The 22,734-nt window shown below is 49.4% G+C and carries 12 protein-coding genes; 9 read left to right on the top strand and 3 right to left on the bottom strand.

What is annotated here, in order from left to right; all coding sequences use genetic code 11:
- The first annotated feature begins 56 nt into the window (after positions 1-56).
- The 4 genes from uvrC to H6F51_12165 all read left to right on the top strand — a co-directional run bounded on the left by uvrC (position 57) and on the right by H6F51_12165 (position 10,136).
- On the top strand, positions 57-1,997 hold the full coding sequence (gene uvrC / locus H6F51_12180) for an excinuclease ABC subunit UvrC (protein MBD1823236.1): 1,941 nt from the start codon (positions 57-59) through the stop codon (positions 1,995-1,997).
- 116 nt (positions 1,998-2,113) lie between these two features.
- On the top strand, positions 2,114-3,868 hold the full coding sequence (locus tag H6F51_12175) for a tetratricopeptide repeat protein (GenBank protein MBD1823235.1): 1,755 nt from the start codon (positions 2,114-2,116) through the stop codon (positions 3,866-3,868).
- Positions 3,869-4,061: 193 nt separating this feature from the next.
- The gene (locus tag H6F51_12170) at positions 4,062-4,805 is read left to right on the top strand and encodes a hypothetical protein (GenBank protein ID MBD1823234.1); all 744 of its coding nucleotides are present in this window, start codon (positions 4,062-4,064) and stop codon (positions 4,803-4,805) included.
- A gap of 321 nt (positions 4,806-5,126) precedes the next feature.
- Entirely contained in the window at positions 5,127-10,136 is a 5,010-nt protein-coding gene (locus H6F51_12165; protein ID MBD1823233.1) for a translocation/assembly module TamB domain-containing protein, read from the top strand.
- Here the strand turns inward: H6F51_12165 and trxA are convergent.
- Positions 10,133-10,450, bottom strand: coding sequence for a thioredoxin (gene trxA, locus H6F51_12160; GenBank protein MBD1823232.1), 318 nt, complete (start codon positions 10,448-10,450; stop codon positions 10,133-10,135). The two genes, H6F51_12165 and trxA, sit on opposite strands and share 4 nt — an antisense overlap.
- A 183-nt stretch (positions 10,451-10,633) precedes the next feature.
- Here trxA and H6F51_12155 point away from each other — a divergent pair, with 183 nt between their 5' ends.
- From H6F51_12155 to H6F51_12135, 5 genes are all read left to right on the top strand, one after another.
- Positions 10,634-11,221 carry a Uma2 family endonuclease gene (locus H6F51_12155; GenBank protein MBD1823231.1) on the top strand — a complete coding sequence of 196 codons (588 nt, stop codon included), beginning with the start codon at positions 10,634-10,636 and terminating at the stop codon, positions 11,219-11,221.
- A gap of 56 nt (positions 11,222-11,277) precedes the next feature.
- The gene (trpS, locus tag H6F51_12150) at positions 11,278-12,288 is read left to right on the top strand and encodes a tryptophan--tRNA ligase (protein ID MBD1823230.1); all 1,011 of its coding nucleotides are present in this window, start codon (positions 11,278-11,280) and stop codon (positions 12,286-12,288) included.
- A 129-nt stretch (positions 12,289-12,417) separates the two neighbouring features.
- Entirely contained in the window at positions 12,418-13,374 is a 957-nt protein-coding gene (locus tag H6F51_12145) for a methylenetetrahydrofolate reductase (protein MBD1823229.1), read from the top strand.
- A gap of 231 nt (positions 13,375-13,605) precedes the next feature.
- Positions 13,606-14,904: an ATP-binding protein gene (locus H6F51_12140; GenBank protein MBD1823228.1), complete on the top strand. Its 1,299-nt coding sequence runs from the start codon at positions 13,606-13,608 to the stop codon at positions 14,902-14,904.
- Positions 14,905-14,935: 31 nt separating this feature from the next.
- Complete coding sequence (locus H6F51_12135; GenBank protein MBD1823227.1) at positions 14,936-16,879, top strand: tetratricopeptide repeat protein; 1,944 nt, start codon at positions 14,936-14,938, stop codon at positions 16,877-16,879.
- A gap of 99 nt (positions 16,880-16,978) precedes the next feature.
- Here the strand turns inward: H6F51_12135 and H6F51_12130 are convergent, their stop codons facing one another.
- Positions 16,979-18,853 (bottom strand): hypothetical protein, encoded by a 1,875-nt coding sequence (locus tag H6F51_12130; protein ID MBD1823226.1) that lies wholly within the window; start codon positions 18,851-18,853, stop codon positions 16,979-16,981.
- Between the two features lie 24 nt (positions 18,854-18,877).
- Positions 18,878-22,702, bottom strand: coding sequence for a S8 family serine peptidase (locus tag H6F51_12125; GenBank protein MBD1823225.1), 3,825 nt, complete (start codon positions 22,700-22,702; stop codon positions 18,878-18,880).
- Between the last annotated feature and the right edge of the window lie 32 nt (positions 22,703-22,734).

Here is a 22,734-nt window from a genome sequence, read left to right as displayed (position 1 = left end):
CTGTCTGTGGAGATTGATTTAAGATTTAAATATCCGTCTTTTACATAAAGTTTTAAGTGACTGCTCCTCAAACTTTGTCGCTGATCGATGATCCAGAGCGCTTAGAAGCTCGGCTTAAGGAAATTCCCCAAGAGCCAGGGGTGTACTATATGCGCGATCGCACGGATCAAATTCTCTATATTGGCAAGTCGAAGCGCTTACGATCGCGCTTACGATCGTATTTCAACGGACATGATACTCGACCCCGAATTACGCTGATGATGCGTCAGGTGGTCGAAATTGAAGTGATCGTGACCGATACCGAAGCAGAGGCACTGGCGCTCGAAGCGAATCTGATTCGGCAGCATCAGCCGCACTTTAATGTGTTGCTGAAAGACGATAAGAAGTATCCCTATCTCTGTATTACTTGGTCGGAGCCGTATCCTCGGATTTTCATTACCCGTAAGCGGCGTATGGCAAAGGAGCGCGATCGTTATTACGGCCCGTATGTCGATAGCCGCACCCTTCGCACAACGCTACATTTAGTCAAGCGCATCTTTCCCTTGCGTCAGCGTCCACAGCCGTTATTTAAGGATCGTCCTTGTTTGAATTACGATATTGGGCGCTGTCCGGGGGTCTGTCAGACGATGATTTCGTCGGAGGACTATCGCAAGACGGTGCAAAAGGTGGCGATGATTTTCCAGGGACGGACGCGGGAATTAGAGGAATCGTTAGCCGCGCAGATGGAGAAAGCGGCTGAAGACCTCAACTTTGAACACGCTGCCCGACTGCGGGATCAGATTGCTGGACTGAAGAGCTTGAGCGCAGATCAAAAGGTAGCATTGCCGGACGATACGATTTCACGCGATGCGATCGCCCTTGCTGCCGATGAACATCATGCCTGTGTGCAGTTGTTTCAAATTCGTGCAGGTCGGCTGGTCGGACGCTTGGGATTTATCGCGGATGCTCAGTCAGGTGAGTATGGTGCAATTCTTCAGCGCGTTCTCGAAGAGCATTATCAGACGGTTGATCCGGTTGAAATTCCGGCAGAGATTCTAGTACAGCATGAGTTACCCGATGGTGAAATGCTGGCGGAATTTCTCAGTCAGGCGAAAGGGCGGAAGGTGTCGATCGTCGCTCCCCAGCGTCAGACCAAAGCCGAATTGATCGAGATGGTCGAGCGCAATGCGGGAATTGAGTTAGCGCGGACGCAGAAGTTTGCCGATCGCAATGCGGAAGCGATGCAAGACCTCGCTGAGATTCTCGATTTGCCAGAGTTGCCACGTCGGATTGAAGGCTACGACATTTCGCACATTCAGGGTTCGGATGCGGTCGCTTCTCAGGTCGTGTTCGTTGATGGATTGCCAGCGAAGCAGCATTATCGGCACTACAAGATTAAGAATCCAGACGTGCGATCGGGACGATCGGATGACTTTGCCAGTATGGCAGAAGTCATCTCCCGCCGATTCCGCAAGTATGCCGCCGCGAAAGCGAAAGGAGAACCGCTAGTTGCTGGAAAGTCTTCGGATTTTCCTGATGTGGTGATGATCGACGGGGGTAAAGGTCAGCTTTCTGCTGTGGTGAATGTGCTGCGGGAGATGAACTTACTCGAAGATATCAAGGTTGTGAGTTTGGCAAAACAGCGCGAAGAGATTTTCCTGCCTGGTGAATCTTTCCCGCTGGAAACCGATGCCGAACAGGCTGGAGTTCAATTGCTCCGCCGTTTACGCGATGAAGCACACCGATTTGCGGTCACGTTCCATCGTCAGCAGCGTACCACGCGGATGCGTCGATCGAGCTTAGATGAGATTCCCGGCTTAGGACATCACCGCCAAAAGCTACTCCTCGCAGAATTTCGGTCGATCGATTACATTCGTGAAGCGAGTCCAGAGCAGTTAGCGACAGTCCCCGGCATTGGAATGCAGATTGCGAAACAGATTTATCGCTATTTTCATCCGGGCGATGAGGATGCGATCGACAATATTCCAGAACCGACAAACTCTGAAGCTGTTTCTTAGTGCGGGAACGAGTCTCGCCTCCAAAAATGGGTAAGATTGCTTGAAAAGTTGTCTTTGCTTACAGATAATTGCTGGTAAATAAGCAGGCACGATCGCACTGAGTTGGGGAGACGCAGATGACAGAAGCATTACTGATTGGAATGGGGCAGTATGATGACCCCAGCTTTCCCTCACTCACAGCGCCTTCACAAGATACAGAAGCACTCCAAGAATTGCTGCGTCGACCAGACATTGGTGCAAGTCGGGCGTATGATGTGATGCAGCTTCAGCATCCGACGCTCAAACAACTGAGAGAAACGATCGAAACCTTTTGCACTCTACGTGATCCGGATGAAACTACTCTGATTTATGTTTCGGGTCACGCGATCGTGAATGATCAAGGTGCATTGTTTTTTCCCTGCCGCAACACTCAGCAATCCCACTTAGAGGAAACTGCTTATCCATTGAGTGAACTCAAAGCTGAACTCGAAGCTTGTCGATCGCAAAAACAAGTCGTGATTCTCGATTGTTGTTTTAGCGGCACCTTTACTCAAGGCATGATTGCCGCTCAGGACTTTGATGCGATCGCTCAAGACTTCAGCAGCAATCGTCGCGCCTTGCTCACTTCCCCTACCTCGATCGACTATTCAACCGAGCACAAACTTAAGGCGCGATCGACCTACACTCAGCTTTTACTCGATGCTTTGGAAACTGGAATGGCAGATGGAAGCGCCAATCGTCCGTTGGATGGTACGGTCGATGTGACTGAACTTCACGCTTATATCACTGCTCATCTGCAAGATACATCGCCTGCACTGGCTCCAAACCTTTACAGCACAGCAGACGGCTACCGAATTGTGGTCGTCTATGCGCCGTATCTGGACTTCCGCAAACAGGTCAGGAGCTTGGCGGAACAGGGCGAAATTTCGCTAGTCGGACACAACATTCTGGAAGAACAACGCATCAGACAGGGAATTCCTCAAAGCATCGCCATTGCCATTCGAGAAGATGCACTCTTGCCGCATCGTCAGCAGATGGAGAAACAGCGACAGTACGATCGCATCCTCGAACAAGTTAGTCAGTCGCCGCTTAGCGATAATATGCGAGCAGAGCTATTGCAGCTTCGGCAAGTATTGGGACTGTCGGAAAACCCCTTTGTGACTGCACCCCTACCCGCAACTGTGATGGAGCAGGAGGCACAAAATACCGCACCAGAGACACTGCCTCCGGTTGAAATCGTTCCAGTTGAGCCGCAAGTCGAGACGGAGACTCAGCTTGAAACTTCAGGCAATCGATTGACTCAGTTTCTGAGAAATCGGCGGTTGTTGCGATCGTCGGATTCAGAGCTTGAGCCTGCGAACGATCGGATTTCGCAATATCTGCAAGAGCGCAACATTCCCCTGCCGTTGGTGCTTGGACTCGGAAGTTTATTCGTTTTGGGGCTGTTTGGTGCCATTCTTTGGTCATTGTTCCAACCGTTTCCCGGATCGCGCCCTCAGATTGCCGATGCAGAAGGTTGGTTTAATGAAGGCATCCGTAAAGCGCAGGCGGGCGATCGCAATGCGGCAATCCAGGCTTACACTCAGGGGCTAAATCTCAGCCCGACTCCAGCGAATCGAGCGGCAAATCTCTACTACAATCGCGGCATCGAATACGCTAACAATGGCAACATCGAGCAAGCAATTTCTGATTACACTGAAGCGATTCGACTTGATCCAGCCTTAGCGGATGCGTATTTCAATCGGGCGAATCTTGTGGCTAAACGCGGCGATCGTTCAGGTGCAATCAAAGACTATGGCTCAGCCGTTCGACTGTATCAACAACAAAACAATCCAGAAGGACAGCGAGCCGCTCAGGAGGGAATTCGGGCACTGCGAGGGGTGAATCCGTAAACTGTGCCTGCATGACTAGGAGAAGATCGACTTCTGCGTAAGTGTGAATTTGTTTCATCAGGGACGATCGCGCCCTATTCGTGTTTCTACTGAGAACTAGGGGGATTTAGCGATCGAGTTAAGCGTTTTTTCGAGCGACCAGGGAAAACTTTACTTGTACGATGCAAGCAATCTCTCTGAGACACTAAAGACGATGATAAGGAATGCAACAAGACTTCTACCGCTCGGTACGGTGGGAGCGACGATCGTAGGTATGGGTTGGGCTGTGCCGAGCCAAGCATTGGATGTGTACGGCAACACACTGTACGTGCCAATCAACTCCGACAACGGCTCAGGCATTAATACGGGCAATCCGACACAGCTCAAAGCGGTGAGCTTTAGAACGGATAATCGAGACTGGACACTCAATTCAGTGGCGTTATCCTTGAGGGAGTTCACTTCTGCGGATACAGCCGCCATGCAAATCCGAACGAATCTTCCCGAAGATCCAAGCAACCCAAGTGATACCGATAATCCGTCCGATACAATCCTGTATACGTTGATCAATCCAACTGTGCCAGGGAATGGAGCAACTAACAACTTTGTGTTTACCGCTCCAGGAGGTTCAACCTTGTTGGCAAACACAACCTACTGGCTCGTCGTTACGGGAAACAGCTTCAGTTGGGCAAACACCATCAACAATGATCTTCCAGTTGCACAGAACGGCTCTGGTTGGTCATCATCGCCTACTGCTACTTATAGATTTCAAGGAACGGGAAGCCCGACCTGGAGCGCAGGGGACGGCATACGTAACTCTTTCAGAATCGATGCCAGTGAGATCACACCCGTCCCATTTGCGTTCTCGCCGATTCCTGGACTAATTGTTTCGGGCATTATTGGGGGAGTGAAGCGGGCAAGAAGCAAATCCCAACAAGCGAAAAGCACCGCTGAAGCATAAATTGGTGTGAGTTCGACGGATTTTTCACTTTGTTGATGCCCGTCGTGCTCCCTAAATCCCCAATTCTGGGGGACTTTGAGAATCCAGTCCTTCTTTGGTTTGAAGTCCCCCACTCGTGGGGGATTTAGGGGGCTTGCAAGATCTGTAGCGATTAAAGATCAATTTGGTATGACTCGCGATCGTTTATCCGGACGATCGCGTTTTTTATTGGATATCAATAGAATGACCGCGATCAATTGATAGATTCTGTCAAATTCTTTGCACTAGAGATTCGCGGGTGTGGTAACTATAGATTGTCTTTCTATCTGCCCCCGCCAGTCGATGACCCAATCTCCTGACCCCAACAATCGCCCTGAAACTCCGACTCGTCGCCGCTTATGGCTGATGCTGCTCGGTCGCGTCGGACTCCCGATCGCGGCGCTTGGTGCGTTGGGCATTGCAGGGGGGATTTGGTACGGATCAAAATTTGTACAGCAAGATCTTGCCCCCTTAATTGAGCGAAATCTCAGCGAACTGCTCGATCGACCCGTGGAACTCGGCAAGGTTGAAAGTGCCTCGCTGACCGGATTGCGGTTTGGTAAAAGTGCAATCCCCGCAACCCCGAACGATCGCGATCGAGCTTCAGTGGAAGGTGTTGAAGTCGGATTTAATTTGCTGCAATTGCTGTTAACGCGCCGATTAAATTTGGATATAACGTTGCTGCAACCGGATGTTTATCTGGATCAGGAAAAAGACGGCGTTTGGGTCAAAACGCAGATTAAAGCGCAGGAACAAGAAGGATTGATCAAAACTGAACTCCAGAGAATTCGATTCAAAGATGCCAATATCGAACTCGATGCGTTTCCGAAACCGAACCAAAAGCGCATTCCAGTCACGTTACGACAGGGCGCGGGGGAAGCAAACTTTTTTGATAACAATCGGCAGATTGCTTACACGCTTGATGCTGAATCCACTAAAGAAGGCAAGCTCGATCTTCAAGGCGAAACCATTGTTAATAATGGTTTGAATTCTAATCTGAATATTCGAGGACAAGGATTTTTAGTTGCGGAAATCGATCGTTTAGTCAAACTGCCGATCAACTTAAAACAAGGTCGCACGAATGGAAACGTCAACGTTCAAATCAGACCGGATCAACGTGCAGTTGTCAGAGGAACTGCAAACTTTAAGGATGTTACGGTAGAAATTCCGCGATTACCTCAGACATTCGCAAAGTCATCGGGAAATTTACAGATCGATGATACTTTAATTACGCTTGAGAAAGTTTCTTCGCAACTCGGAAAGATTCCCCTCACCGCTAACGGAACGATCGACACTGAAAAAGGCTTTAACCTCACGGCAAATGTCCGAGCGGTCAAAGTCGAAGATTTCTTCAGTACCTTCAAAGTTAATCTCCCGGTTGCAGCTACCGGAGAAGCGACCGCAAATGTTAGGGTTACAGGTGCAACCCAAAGCCCGATTATTTCCGGCAGCGTTCGCAATACCAAAACGGCACGAGTCGATCGCATCAATTTGTCCCAAGTCAGCAGTGATTTTCGCCTCGATACAAAGACACTTAACTTAGCCTTATCGAATGTTCGCGCCGTGCCCGAAGTGGGTGGAACAGTTGTCGCCAGTGGCAACCTCAACCTCGATGCGCCTCAGTCGATCGCAGTGAACTATCAAGCCTGGAACATTCCAGGAGATACGATCGCAGCTCTCTACAACAATCGAACACTACCCGTCACCGTGGGGCGCGTCAATGCACGAGGACAAGTAATCGGACGGCTCGATCGCGTCCAAACGATCGCCCAATTCCAAGCGCCAGAAGCAACTTATCCAGGAACAGGTGAAGTTGTAGTGACAGGTCGAAACGTTGCGCTGAGAAACGCAGTGTTTCAAGTCGCAGGCGGAACCGTTACCGCTCAGGGACAAACGATCGGCGATCGATTCCGTGGCACAGTTCAAGCTTCCAATGTTCAAGCTAGTCAATTCTCGTCACAAGTACAAGGAATCATTAACGGCAGTGCTCAGGTAGCTGGATCATTAAGTTCACCGCAACTGGAAAATATACAGGCAAGCGGACAAGCCAGACTGACGAACGGAAATAGTTTTGTGAACGCAAACTTCAATGCGATCGCAGGACGTTGGCAAGCCGATACACAAATCGCTGGAATTGCACTGAATCAATTCTCTCAACAACTACGCGGAGACTTGAGCGGTAATGTGAGATTGACAGGAGCGTTAAATGCTCTACGTCCAGAGACGGTTCGAGCCAATGGACAAGTGAGACTGTCTCAAGGAATCTCGTTGGTCACTACGCCCTTAGTCGCGCAGATTAACTGGGATGGTCAGAAACTCAACATTCCGCAGGCAACCTCTTCGGGCTTCCGAGCAAATGGCACGATTTTGGCAAACCTGAGCGGAACGCCACAAATCACTGGACTTAATTTAGCCATTCAAGCCAACGGATACGCGCTCTCGAATCTGCCGATTCCTCGTCCCCCTGTGACTCAGCTTTCCGGTGTCGTGGATCTCGTCGGACGCATTACCGGAACGCCCGATCGTCCAAGCGTCGTCAGTACCGTTTCAGTGCGGGGACTCTCGCTGAATGGCATCACCTTCGATCCAGTGCTAAATGGAACCCTAAATCTGCTACCACAAGGCTTTGATCTGAAAGTGGCAGGCGTTCAGGATCGAATTGCGCTCGATCTCGCGCCCAGCTTCAGACCCCGATCGCTCAACGTCGAACGCGGAGAAGCTAGCCTGATTGGACAAACCAGGGGTAATATCTTCCAGGTTGCGGTGCGCCAATTCCCGATCGATGGGTTTATTTTGCCCGGCGTCGATGTCTCTCGTTACGGTGGCATCGGTGGCACGCTGGCTGGCAACCTTGACATTGATCTCGATCGACTGCGAGTGATTGATGGGACTGCAACGGTGCAAAACTTCCGGCTTGGATCATTCCGCACAGATGTCGCTTCGACTAGCTTTGTGAATCGCAATAATGTCTTTGAATTTGGCGACACAGTGCTGACTAGGGGACAAAGCAAATACACTGTCTCAGGCAATGTCGATTTGCGATCGCAGCCCAAATTCAACGGCAAAATCGCGATCGCTCAAGGCAGAATCGAAGATGTCTTAGGCGGATTACAGTTCTTTGATCTGCAAGACTTTACCCGTGGAGCAAAACCACCGACCTACAACCGCGCCGATGCGCTGAACCCAGTCGCAGTCGGTAATCCCCAAGCTTTATTGTTTGATCAACTCCGTCGCTTTGCCGAAATCAATGCGTTACTGCGACTGAATAATCAAGCGATCGCCAACAATCGCATTCCTCAAACTGCTGATATTCGCGGTAACTTTGGCGGTGAAATTACGCTTAGTGCTTCCGCTGCTCAAGGCGTTCAAGCAAACTTCGATTTACGCGCACAAGATGTGGAATACCGTCCTTATCAATCTCAAATTCGATTGCGCGACGGCAAACTCCAACCGGTGAACGATCGTGTCCTCACCGCTCAGCAGGTGATCGCCCTTGGTAGCCTCAACAATGGTGTGGTTTCCCTCGAACCCCTCAGAATTCAATCCGGTGAATCCCAGATTAACCTGACTGGGCAGTTTGGCGGCGAAACTCAATTCGGACAGCTAGAAGTGCAGAACTTACCGATCGCCGAAATCGATCGCTTTTACCCCCTCCCCCTCGGTATCGATGGCAAACTCAACACCACAGTCACGATTAGCGGTACACGCACGAATCCATCTGCCGTAGGACAAATCCGAGTCATTGATGGCTTTTTGAATGACAAAGCAATCAACTCCGCCACAGGCAACTTCACTTACACCAACTCGCGTCTCAATTTCGGCAGCAACATCGCCCTGTCAACCAACGAACCGATTACGATCGAAGGCAGCTTCCCCTACCAACTCCTGCCTGATAGTGTTCGCCCGGAGAGCAATCAAATTAGCTTGAATCTTGACGTGAAGAACGAAGGACTATCTGTGTTAAACGTGCTAGTGCCTCAACTCGCGTGGCGCGACGGACAAGGTGCCGTCAAGCTCAACGTCGCAGGAACCCTACTGCGCCCAGAAGTCACAGGCTCGATCGTTCTTGCAGGTGCGACGATCGAATCCACGGCCTTACAAGAACCCCTAACCGACATCACAGGCACGATCTTGTTTAACCGGGATCGCATCTCGGTTGAGAGCCTCCAAGGACAGTTCAATCGCGGACAGGTAATCGCCAAAGGAACGCTACCGATTCTGGTCGCGGCGGACGCTGATCCAAACAATCCCCTACAAATTACGCTCGATCGTCTAGCAATCAACCGCAAAGGCTTGTATCAAGGAGGCGTGACAGGCAACATTACAGTATTGGGAACTGCATTTGCACCCGAAATTGGCGGAGAGGTCGAACTCGCAGACGGACAAATTCAATTGCCCGATACAGAAGCCACAGGTGGAGCAACGCCTCCTGCTGCATCAGGTAGCACCAATTCCCAGGCTCCTCAACTCAGCGCCAGCTTAAACGATCTGAAACTCGTCTTAGGCAATCGGGTGCAGATTGTCCGCGCACCGCTGATTAACTTTGTCGCTTCTGGTACTCTGACTGTGAACGGCAGGCTTGATGCGCTTCGCCCCGAAGGAACGATTCGCCTTAGAAGCGGGCAGGTGAATCTATTCACAACCCAGTTTGTGCTGGAAAGGGGCTATCCGCAGACTGCAACCTTCGTGCGCGATCGAGGACTTGATCCGGTGCTAGATGTCCGCTTGATTGCTTCTGTTCCAGAAGTTACTGGAAGTCGGATTGCGACTCCCGGAACCGCAGAAGTGTCAGATAGCCCGGTTTCTGCTGCCTCGATCGCGAATCTAGGCTCACTCCGAACCGTGCGAATTCAGGCAAAAGCAACAGGCCCTGCAAGTCAACTGCTTCAAAACTTAGAACTCACTAGCAGTCCGAGCCGCAGCCGGAGTGAAATCGTTTCCCTAATCGGCGGCGGATTTGTCAACACGCTGGGACGGGGCGATAGTGCTTTAGGCATTGCTAACCTAGCGGGGTCGGCATTGCTCACCAACATTCAAGGATTTATTGGTAACGCGCTTGGTCTGAGTGATTTTCGTCTGTTTCCAACCCTGCTCGATCGGGGTCAGCAGCGCGGCTCAACGCTAGGATTAGCCGCAGAAGTTGGGGTCGATATCACTCGCAACCTATCTGCATCAGTGTTGCGAGTGTTAACGGCGGATCAACCGACTCAATTTGGAGTGCGCTACCGATTTAGTGATCGCTTATTGTTCCGGGGCTCAACGGATTTCTCCGGCGACACACAAGGCGTATTTGAATACGAATTCCGGTTTTAGAGGAACGGCTGAACGCGATCAATTAGTTGCTGCGGTCGGATTACGCCTTCGATCGTATCGACGGGCTTAGCCTCTTTGAACAGAACCATTGTAGGTAGCGCTGAAATTCCGTATTGACTGGCAATTTCGGGATATTTGTCTACGTCAATTTTGACAATTTTGAGCTTGTCTCTGAGGCTATCAGCAGTGAGATCAAGAAATCCAGACATCATTTGGCAAGGCCCGCACCAAGTCGCGTAAAAGTCTACCAAGATTGGCATTTCCGAGCCAGAAAGTAGCTCTTCAAAGCTGTTGAATTGCTGTTTCGTTGCCATTTTTACAGTTGCCTCCATATCGTGTTCTCTTACACTAGCGCGTCCCTGCAAAACCGTCTCAACTAGCCCGATGGAGAATTGTTAATGTCTGTGAAACCTGTTAAAAGCGTCTTAACAATTGTCCAACTGAGGTTAACGAAAAGTGCGCGAAAATAAGAAAAATCAAGGCTGTGGAGAATTCTCATGAGTAAAACTCTGCCTGAGCGCGTCTGCTGGACAACTGCGGATCTTGAGCTGCTTTCCAACGATGAATGGAAACGCTATGAAATCATTGATGGAGAATTATTTGTGACGAGAGCGCCGCATCTTAGACATCAATCTGTCATTCGTAATATTTGCGGTGAATTACAAAGCTGGTCGGATGAGACTCAACTCGGCGAGGCTTTTCCAGTTCCTGGCATCATTTTTAGTGAAGCAGATAGCGTCATTCCGGATGTTGTTTGGGTAAGCGTTGATCGTCTGACTCAAATCATTGACGAAGCTGGACATTTTACTGCTGCCCCCGAACTCATTGTCGAAGTTTTGTCTCCGGGCACAACGAACGAAAGACGCGATCGTGAAGCCAAACTTAAACTTTATTCCACCCAAGGCGTTGAGGAATACTGGATTGTCAGCCGCGAACTCCAGCAGGTCGAAGTTTATCGTCGCGAGAATGCTGCGCTTAAGCGAGTTGCAACGTACAAAGCCCAAGACGAAATCACCTCGCCGCTACTCCCTGGATTTCGCGCTCCTGTACAAAAGTTCTTTCGACAAATCGGCAGAGCGAGATAGTCGCCTCTCATCTATGATGGGCAAAAGAGAAAATCACAGGCGATTTGACAAACGGTATGACTAAGCAGCGGGTTCTTTCTGGCGTTCAAACCACCGGAAACCTTCATCTCGGTAATTATTTGGGCGCAATTCGCAACTGGGTCGAAGGACAAGACCAGTACGACAACTATTTCTTTCTTGCTGATCTCCATGCGATTACGGTGCCGCACGATCGCACCACGCTGGCAGAAAACACCTATGAAGTTGCTGCACTCTATCTCGCTTGTGGACTCGATTTAGAACACACGACCATTTTTGTACAATCTCATGTCCCCGCTCATGCTGAGTTTTCCTGGTTATTAAGCTGCATTACGCCGCTCAACTGGCTCGAAGACATGATCCAATTCAAAGAAAAACGGATCAAGCAAGGTCAAGATGTCGGCACAGGTCTGCTCACCTATCCAGTGCTGATGGCATCGGATATTCTGCTGTACGAACCGGATAAAGTTCCGGTCGGAGAAGACCAAAAGCAGCATTTAGAACTAACGCGGGATTTAGTCGATCGCTTCAACTTCAAATTCACGACTCCCGATGCTCCGGTTCTCAAACGTCCCGATGCGCTGATTCGGGCTGACGGTGCGCGAGTCATGAGCTTGACCGATGGCACGAAAAAGATGTCGAAGTCTGACCCGTCGGAACTGAGCCGGATTAATTTGCTCGACCCGCCCGATGTGATTCAAAACAAAATCAAGCGCTGTAAAACTGATCCGATTCGCGGCTTAACCTTTGGTGATCCCCAGCGTCCAGAATGTACCAATCTACTGACGCTTTATCTGCTGCTGTCGGGTAAAACAAAAGATGAAGTTGCTGCCGAATGTCAGGACATGGGCTGGGGACAGTTCAAACCGTTGCTCACCGAAACGACGATCTCAGCCCTCAAACCGATTCAGGAGAAATATCACGCCATTCGAGCCGACCAAGGCTATCTTGAATCGGTACTGCGATCGGGTCGAGAAAAGGCATCCGAAGTGGCGAACCAAACGTTAACCAAGGCAAAAAAAGCGATGGGCTACACGCTACCTGGCTAACAGATCAACCGTAACTTCACGAATTTCTTCTGAATTCACTGCTTTTTCTAAAGGTTTCGGCAAGTGACTTCAAAATTCTCAATCTCCCCCGATACGCTAAATCAAGAAGTCGCACCCTAACGATCGCTCATGACCTATCCGCAATTCTCGAATTTCCTTGGTCACGCCCCTCTATCTGCTCTTCGCACTGCCGCCAAAAAAGGCGAATTCCTCGTCACCGCAGAAGTCGCACCCCCCAAGGGGACTAATCCGACGCATATGCTGCAAATGGCGCAGTTGCTCAAAGGACGGGTGCATGGTGTGAATATTACCGATGGTAGTCGGGCGGTGATGCGAATGTCGTCGCTGGTTTCGGCGGCGCTCTTGCTGCAGCAGGGAATCGAGCCGATTTATCAAGTCGCTTGCCGCGATCGTAATGCGATCGGTTTACAAGCCGATTTGCTCGGCGCTCATGCCTTGGGCATTCGGAATGTGCTGGCGCTTACAGGTGATCCGGTCAAAGCTGGCGATCATCCTGACGCAAAAGCAGTGTTCGAGCTGGAATCGGTGCGGTTGTTGCAGATGATCGGCAAGCTGAATGGCGGGTTGGACTGGAACGATCGAGCGCTAAGCGATGGTGAAACTGATTTATTCGTGGGTGCGGCAGTTGATCCGCAGTGTGGCAGTTGGTCAGGTTTGCAAAAGCGATTTGAGCGCAAGGTCGAAGCAGGCGCACAGTTTTTCCAAAGTCAGTTAATTACCGATTTCGACCGCTTGGAAAAATTTATGACTCAGATTGCCTCAAACTGCGGTAAACCTGTGCTTGCAGGAATCTTCTTACTCAAATCTGCTAAAAATGCCAGATTTATCAATCGCGCCGTTCCGGGTGTAAATATTCCAGAGCATATTATCGATCGCCTAGAAAAAGCGGCTGACCCCCTCCGAGAAGGAATGCTGATCGCGGCGGAACAAGTGAAGCTGGCAAAAGAGTTGTGTGAGGGTGTTCACATGATGGCAGTCAAACGCGAAGACTTGATCCCAGAAATTCTTGATTTGGCGGGGATCAAAGCGATCGAGAAGCCCCGGGTTGAAGTGGTTAACGTATAGGTCGCAGATTTTGGGGATCGTCGCTACGATCGAGCTATAAAAATCCTCATTGATTTGTGAAAGCTATAAATTTGTGAAAGCCTAGCGTGTCAACCCTCACCCTCACCCTCTCCCTCAGGGAGAGGGGACAAGAATTCTAGCTCCCTTCTCCCTGGGGGAGAAGGGCTGGGGATAAGGGCACGAAAGACTCTCGCTTAGGATTGCTATCGACGATCGCCCCTAGATATTGCCATGACCGATTCCCCATTTTTACGAAATCCCTATGTGCCTGGTAAACCTGTGTCGCCGCTCGCCTTTATCGGGCGCGGTAACGAGATCGAAACTGCATTCGACCAAATTCTCATTCGGGGACATCTGGCAGTTTGGGGTGGGTCTGGGATCGGCAAAACCTCCTTTCTCCAAATGATCGCGGCTCCGCAGACTTGGGCATTTCGGGGACACGATCCGTCAAAAGCGGTGATTGTGCTGCTCAGTTGCTTGGGAGTTACGCCATTTACGGCGGCAAATTTCTGGCGAGAAGTTTTTCTCATTCTGAAAGATGCCCTGACCGATGAACCGGAAATTCAAACCGAAGTCGATCGCCACCTGGAGCGGCTTACAGCGAGTAAAGATGCGCTGCGATCGATTCTGCGGCTGTTGGGCAAGAAAGAGAAATTTTTGCTGCTGTTGATTGATGATTATGATGTCGCGCTTCAGCCGACTGAGGACTACAGCGAACAAGATGCGGCTGACTTCCTCAATGATTGTCGCAATCTTGCCTCCCACTCAAAAGAAAGCCAGCATCTTGCCAGCATTGTCACTTCACTGCGTCGCCTGAATGAAGCCGGGATCAAACTCAAGCCAAATGAATCCCCCTGGTATAACCATTACCTCTTTCAGCCGCTCAAACCGTTTAGTGAAACTGAGGCAGCCGCACTTTTAGGCGGATTGCCGCTCACGCCCGCGATCAAAGAAGGCATTCGAGACATTGCCGATGGCAGTCCAACGCTCCTGCAAGTTGCGGGCTACCTTTTATTCCGAGAATTTCGCGCCAATCGCCTGCCCGATCCCAATGCTTTTGTTGCGGAATTTCGTCGCGCCACCGAACACTACTTCGAGGACAACTGGAACTTCTCCAGTGAAATCGAGCAAAGCTTGATGATGCTGCTCGCTCTGACTCACCTCAAAGGGCGGTTACTGAAGAAACGTTATGACTTGGGTGATACGGATGTAATCTTTAGTCAAAAAGAGCGAGAATTAAGGGATCTCGAAGAACGCGGGATCGTCCTCTGTCAATTTCAAGAAGGCAAAAAGTATTATCGCTTTGCGTCCTCGCTGATGGAATGGTGGGTGATTAAGGAGATCGAAAACAGTGACGAAGAAGCACTGCAAGCGAGACAGCGCACCTTTCTCAATCTGATGAGCCGTCGGCAAGCGGAAACGGTCACAAACGCAATTCGCTGGCTGTGGCAAAACAAAGACGAGGTGCCGACTATTCTGACCTGGTTAGGAAAAATTACTGCTGCCCTATCCACCGGATTGATCTTGTGATAATCAAAAGCGGGTTAAGCGAATTGCTGCTATGAGCTACTTAATCGAGCAACGCAGAAATCCATACATTATCGGTCGTCCGATCGCCGAACCCAACTGCTTTTTTGGGCGCGATCGTTTATTTGAGTTCATCACAGACAATTTGCTTCAGGGAGCGCAGGTGATTTTGCTGCACGGACAGCGACGCATCGGCAAGTCGTCGGTCTTAGCGCAAATTCCACGATCGGTTAACCTGCCGCAGTTTGCGTTTGTTCTCTTGTCGCTCGAAGGAGATAGCCGCAAATCGATCGGTGAAGTGGTTTATGAGTTAGCGCGGGATGCGGTGCAGCAGTTTGATTGTCTTAAGGAGCACATGGAAATCCCGACGATCGAGGAGTTTCAGCGTGATCCGAGTCTATTTTTGCGGCAGTTTATCCCGAATCTGCGACGAGAGTTAGCCGTTGAGAATGTGGTGCTGCTCTTAGACGAATTTGACGCGCTTTACAATCGAACGGTTGATCAAGCGGCAGGAAATCTGTTTCACTTTCTGCAAGCGGGAGTGTATGACTATCCGCATCTTTATTTAATTCCGGTGGTTGGGCGGCAATTAGATGATTTACCCGCGATGCTGAGTTTGTTTCGAGAAGCACCCAACCAGGAAGTGGGATTGCTCGATCGTCAAAGTGCAGAACAATTGGTCACAGTTCCAGCAAAAGGGATTTTGGAGTATGACTTAGAGGCGATCGATGCCATTTTAGAGCTATCTGCAGGACATCCCTACTTTACTCAGGTGATCTGCTTCACGCTGTTTACTCATGCCCGGAGTGAGAATTGCTGGCGAGTCACGCGCTCGGATGTCAGAGCAAATGTCGATCGGGCAATCGAGCTTGGAGAAGGCGGCTTGGGCTGGTTTTGGGAAGGGATTCCCCTACCGGAACGAGTTGTATTTTCTGCGGCGGCGGAAGTGCCTCGCGCTCGTCAATTGCAGTACCCAGAACTCTCAAGCTTAGATTTTAGCGAAGCTGAGTCGCTAGAACTGTTGCGCGAATGCGGAGTTGAACTCACGGAGCCGATTCGCAATGGAGTGATCAATCTGGTCGATTGGCGATTTCTTCGGACGACTGGAAGCCGCTCTGGGATCGGAGTCCGTCGCACTTCGATGCCACCTAGCGTTGCAACCTATCGCGTGTCGATCGAACTGGTGCGTCGTTGGCTGGTGCAACGTCATCCGATCCGCCGTGAACTACGCGAACTAGAGGATTTGGATGTCAAAGCAAAAACCTTGTACGAAACGGCAAAAGCGGCGCGTCGTCGGGGCACAACGCCAAGGATTGTTAGCTTGTTAAATGAATCGCTCAGACACAATCCGAATCACTTTGAAGCATTGTTTGAGCTTGCAGATAGCTTGATAGAGCTGCGAGAGTTTCCCCAGGCTTTAAGACATTACCGCAGAGCTTACCTAGTCGATGCAGTACGGGTGCAAGATAACTATGTTGAAGCGTTGTATGACTATGCTGAAGAACTGCACAACTTAGGTGAAAACGATGAAGCGATCGCGCAGCTCGAAGAAGCGTATGCGATTGAACCGAACAATGCTCAGGTAAAGCGCTTACTCGATCAGATTCGACGGGAAGAGCAGTTCGTTGAACGCCTGAAAGTGCTTCCGATTACGAGCATGAATGGCAGCTACATTTCCTCGATCGCGGCGCTTTCTTCGGATCGATCGGATCTCAGTTCATTGCAGCAGAACTTCAAGCAGCTCCGCGCTCAAGTGAGTGCAGAAGCTCCAAAAGAAGTGAGACATCGCGCTCTAGAGCATTTGAATGATTTGCAGGAGGAGCTATTTACCCAGAAGAAAGTGAATGGTTTAACCTTGCTGTATATGTATCAATGGTTCCGTAATCACTTACCCAAGTCACTGGTGCAAGCGGTAACTGATTTTGTGGATTCAGTCAGTGCAACAATCTCCCACCAGAATGAGAATGAGAAGCAGTAAGTTCGGGAGAGACTTTGAATGTTCCACCGAGCAGTCCTGAGTGTATCGTCGAGCAGTTTGAAGATGCAGAGCGCTTATCATTCAAACTGCTGTCAAATTTTAGTTATCGGATGCTTTGAGGTTGTGAACCAAATCGAATAGATCGCCATCGATCGAGCTTTCTGAAATTGGATCGATGTTTGTGACCACATCGATCGTGCCATCCCGAAAGACTTTGAGATTGATTAAAGAGGACGAAGGAGCCAAGATTCGAGGGGGAGGAGCGGCTAGGATGCGATCGCTGGACTTCGAGCGCACGACGACTGTAATTCCAACCTGCTTGGGTGCCTGTCCGGGTTGGACGGGAAAGGGAACTTCTGTAACATCTAGATGTCGAGGTTTGAATGTTGTGGCGAGTGGCAGAGTGAGATAATCCGCGTTAAAGGTTAGAACCGCTTCTACTTCGAGGTCTTCAAAATCAATGAGATCCGTTGCAACTTGTGTCGGGCTTGCCATCATCACTGTGTAAACCGTGAATTCTCGAATCCATTCAGTTGAGCCTGGTTTAATAATTCCGATTGAGTTTCGCAAAGATAGTTTCCCTTGCTGAACTCCGATCGACCAGCTTGAGAAACGATACTTCACTTGTGCTTTCCAGTTGACCTGTACCCCTTCTAAATTGTCTGTTGTAATCACACCCGTTAAAACTCCATCCTCAGTGCCGGAAAAACTGTGTTCAGATCGATCGATATCCCAAATTACAGTCGTTGAGTCTACAAAGGCGTGTCGCTGGGCAAGAATTGAAGTCGTTAAGGCTAAGGTCGGATTGAGGACTTCGATATGTTCTGAACCGCAACCAGAGAGTAAGGTTGCTAAAGTCGCAGAGAAGTTCTGCTCCCGGATTTGTAGGCGATCGTCGGTGCGGGCATAGAACTTAGCCGTAAATCTTGCAACTCCAGTGATCTGCTCAGGCTGACGGCGTTCTAACGCTTGTCTCCAAATCTGAGTTCCAATCTCAGAAAGTTCCAGTAAAAAGGTTGCTGTACCTGCACCTGCATTGGTGGAAACTTGAATGGGCGATCGTAACTGTTGAGCATCAATATCCAGAAAGGGTTGAAGTTGCTGTAAATTAATCGGCAGAAATTTCCAGATTCGAGCGCCATAGCCTGCTTGAGTTAGGGCATCTGTCCACTTCAATCGATGGGTTTCTAAGAGTTCTGCTGAATCTTTCGTGTACAGACTAACGGTTAATAGCGCTGTGCCGACTGTGGCTTGTCCGGGTTGACCTTGTTGCACCATCAATCGGAAGGATTGAAGCTCTGGTGCAACGGTTGTAAAAAAAGCACGCCGGGCTGGAACTCTAACTTTCTGAACTTTAAGCGCATCGATGATATCGGGACGGAGAACGACGCGATCGATCATTGTTGCTCGATCGACCATTGTTGGTAGATTCGCAGTCAGCATTGGGGGAGCAATGATGCGATCGACGGGATTGATTCGTTGGTCGATTAAGATTGGTTTTGGCAAAGGCTTAATGTAGCGTGGATCAAGTTGAACAAATCGCTCCGGTAATTTGACCTCAATGGTGTCTGCTTGCGGGTCAGCCCAGAGTAGAAAATTTCCAACTTGGATGGGATCACCGAGCATTGGAACAGGTGGAACTTGCCGATAGACTTGCTGAGCCGCCACTGTCCATTCTGGCTTCGCTTGAATCGCTAAATTAGACTTAGCCAGATTTGCTGTTGTTAAGTCGGTCAACACCGATCGATCAATGATTCCTTCGCGGAACCGATCTTTGATCAGTCCCGATGAAATCGGAGATGTGACTACTTCAGTAATCGGTTTGCTCAAAACAGGAGAAATTCTATCGACAGCAATTCGATCAAGCATCGGAGATGGACGATCGCCTTCTGTCGGAACAGTATCCGAAGACGTTAGGTTTTCTGAAAGATAAGCAATCCAGTCTGATTCTGTAAGTGAGCCGTTCTTCAACATAGGTTTATCCAAAAGTAGTGTGTTTTATTTCAAAGCCCGATAGAGTCCGAACAATTCATCACCTGTAATGCCTACTAAACATTCCTGCGTAGACCAAGATTGCTTTAAAATCCACTCCAATTGAGTTCTGAGAGAAGGTGAAGTAACAGAAACCCATCGAGTGCGATCGCTGCGCTGAAGCTTTAAGCGAACAATGGCTTCCGCTTCTCGCTCTACACCAATCATTCGGGCTGACGTGAAAAAGAGTTCCGCTGCTTCTACAAGGCGCTGTCGCCACTGCGATCGAGATTCAAGATGAAGCAAACTCTGGCGAATTAACCGTGTGAATTGAACGCCCTGCGGATCTGTGCCTTCAACCCACATCGGGACATCCAGAGCAATGGCTCCTGGCTGAGAGGGCATCACCCGGATCACAGTTCCCAATTCTGCTGCATTAACGGTGCGGCTCGACTCAGGTTGCCGCTGTCCTTCCCGTGGCGCGATCGCAGTTGCTTCGATGAAACGATCGGACTCTACTTCACGAGAGCTTGTGGTTTCCTGAATCAATCGAGGTTGTCCTTGTAGCCGATGGAATGTAATTCCCTCACCACCCCGAACCGTCATAAGAAACTCAAGTTCCTGATCAGAGACACTTAGCGTTTTTTGGTCGATGGAAATACCGAGATCAGTCCATGCCCAAACTCTAATCCGGTAAGTATCATCGGGTGTCGCTTGTTGGAGCAGCAATTTCCATGCTCCTGCGCTGATAGATGAGCGATCGCAATCTATCTGTAAAAAATCCTCACCCGATGTGACCTGAATGCCTGAAATGCTGGAGGAGAGTTCGATCGTCTCTTGTCCAGGTCGGTAAAGTGCGATTTTAGGTAGCGCTTGCTGAAGTGGGAATTGCAATCGGATTGTTAGATGACGATCGAGATGTGTAACGTTGAAGCTGTAGTAACTGAGCCAATTGTTCTCAATCACAATGGAATTCATCTCGATCTCACATTGCTGTCCTCCACTGGCTTCGACGATCGTATCACGCAGTAAAGTGGGTAAAGCATTCTCATCTTTTGCAAGACGACAGAATAGATTAGGAGAGTAATGTACCCGTTGTACTAGAAACGATAGCAACTGAGCATCTGTTGAAATTAGATAGAGTTGTCCTAACTGTGCGAGTCGTCGTAATGCGAAAAGGTCATCTGCGGTGACTCGTGTTCCTGCTCCGACCAGTAGAACTGCAACTTGCTTCTGCTGAAGTGAGCCGAACTGAGTCCAATTCTGCATCAATTGAAGCAATGCACGGCTTAGATCGACTGGATACTGAAGGAGTGAAGTAATATCCTTTGTGCTTTCAGCAATTTTGCCACCTCCCATGGTCACAAGCCCTTCTGATGAGTTCGTCCGACTGCTTTCTGATTCGGTTCGATTTGCCATCACAATCTGATGCGATTGATCTGCTGTAACGACCGTGATGCTTGCTTCTAAAGATTCGACGATCGCAGGCGGAAGTGCGCGATCGCTTTCCGGCTTAGATGATCCAATATCCTCTCTCATCCACCAAGCTTCGATCTGCTGTTGGGTTGCAGGTTTTGGCTTGGGTTTAGTATTGTTGTCAATCTTCTGCCACCAGTCATAGTCTACGCTTTGGCGATCTTGGTTTCTTCCTGCCCAATAATCTCCTGAATCTTTAGGCTTAGTTTGAGTGTTTGTATTTGGATCGACACTCACGAAGACGCTAGTCTGGTCAGTCTCGATCGTTGCATTGCTAATCACTAAAGCAAAGTCTTGCTGCGGAATATCAATTTTCCCAGTGAGGCAATTCGTTGTAATTTCCAGTGCAGTCACTGTGACCTGTAACGTGCCTGTTGCAGTTCCGGGCGCTAGAAAAATATTTTGTAGATTATCCCACCCTTCACGATCGCGACTTCCATCCTGATAAGACCATCCATTTTGGAATTGGTTGCCTCGATAGGTTTCGCCGTTTGCTTCTAATCGTAAAGCTAACTTATTGACGATCGCAGAAGCAGTGCTTGTTCCAGTTCCTAATGCTCCTGGTGGATCAGTCCAGCATAGGGTTACTTTCACTGGAAGATTCGGATTTGCAACTCGAATTTTCCAGGTCTGATTGTCGCCGCGCTGCTTCAGTCGGATAGATTGATCAATATAGATGCGTTGAACATCTGGACGCAGTACATTCTCTAAGTTCAGTCTGCCCCAGCCTTGCTGCATATTGGGGATAAATCCACCTGCTTTCAAAGGTTCAGCACCATTAACTAACATCGCTTTTAGCAGCGCAGGCGATGGGTCTTGATTGTAGTGATGTTGTCGCCACCATTGAATCAAAAGGGCGCACGCTCCAGCCGTTTTAGGACTTGCCGCAGACGTGCCGCTTCCCCAAGTTAACTGTGAACTGATATATTCACGATCGCCCGGATTAGAATCATAGTTTGCAGAAGCTGTCCATTCTCCGGGTGCGACGAGATGCGGTGCAATGCGACCATCCCCACAATTACCATAACTGCTGCCTCGCGGACCTTGATAAAGCTGATCGATGCTGTCGCTTTGTTCTTTGCCAGTAGCGGGACGATAGTTTTCTGAATTTCCTGTGACAATGATATTTTTTGCAGCTTTTGGGCGAGTTAAACCATTGATACCAGAGTTACCTGCCGAAAAACAGATGTTTAAGGGTTTTGCGATCGCACTATCTGGATCAGCATTGCGGACTAAACGATCGTAGGTTGCCTCCTGTGAGCCATAATCCATTGGATTTTTAGTTCCCGCGCCCCAGGAATTATTCTGGATGCTCCCGATTTGACCGGATGGGCTTTTCTCGGTAACGGTTTCGCGACAGAGTGCGATCGGAGTCGATTGGTTATCTTGAATGAGTATCTCCGCTTTGGGAGCCATGCCTAATCCATAGATAAATTGATTGCTATCTTTTTCTTCTAGATAACATCCTGCGGCATGACCCGCCACAAACGTACCGTGCCAGGATTTGCGATCAGGATTCAGTTGCTTAATTCGCCCCGTAAATGCGGGATGGTTTGCTTCAACCCCTGCATCTACAATTCCGATCGTGACTCCTGCACCATTGATGCCATGATCTTCCAACCATCGCAGATATGATCCTTGAGGTTGTCCCAAACTGTTGTATTGTCCCGCCAAAATCAGTCCTGCCACTTCGTCTTCAGGCTGCACAGGACTGTAAGGTTCTACAGCCAACACATGAGGATGCTGGAGTAGAGCGGCTTGTCCTTGAGCAGAAACCCGACCCCGCAGACGTAGATAAAATCCAACACTCTCGATCGGCTGATTTGGATCAATTGAAACCTCAGGAATCGAATTGAGTTCTTGAATCAGAGCAGTGCGATCGGGCTGATCCTGCACAACAATCCAAACCTCTTCTTCTCCGCTTTCGGGTGCTGGCGGTTGAGGCTTCGTTTCAGCGCTGATCGGCACAACACCTATCACAAAATATTGCTTCAATGCCTGCCGAAAAGCTTGGACAGAACCTCGGCTCAAAAAGCTATGTTCAGGCTGAAATTGAAGTAATTCGATTTCTAATTGTTGAAGAATCAATAACCAATCTGGATCAAGCGGACCAATTAATTCAAGATAGGCAGTGATAATGTCACGATCGCTGAATGCGTCTAAGGGCGATCGACTAGATTCGAGGAGACGATTAGTTTGACCGTCTAAACGACTGTCTAAACACACACCCGAATTGATTAAGGTTTCTGTTGAATCGATCGGTGCGGCAGTTCGGACTAAGACTTCACCGTTGCGATAGGTATGCAAAATCTCGGTACTCGCATGACTGAGAATTTCGCAGTTTGAAGGAACTAAGACTGTTCGTTCATCAGACATAGGTTGCTCACCATTTATTCTCAAGGGCGTGG

It is taken from the genome of Cyanobacteria bacterium FACHB-DQ100 (assembly GCA_014695195.1).
In the GTDB taxonomy this organism is placed as follows: Bacteria; Cyanobacteriota; Cyanobacteriia; order Leptolyngbyales; family Leptolyngbyaceae; genus Leptolyngbya.
This window is presented reverse-complemented; position numbering and strand designations above follow the sequence as displayed.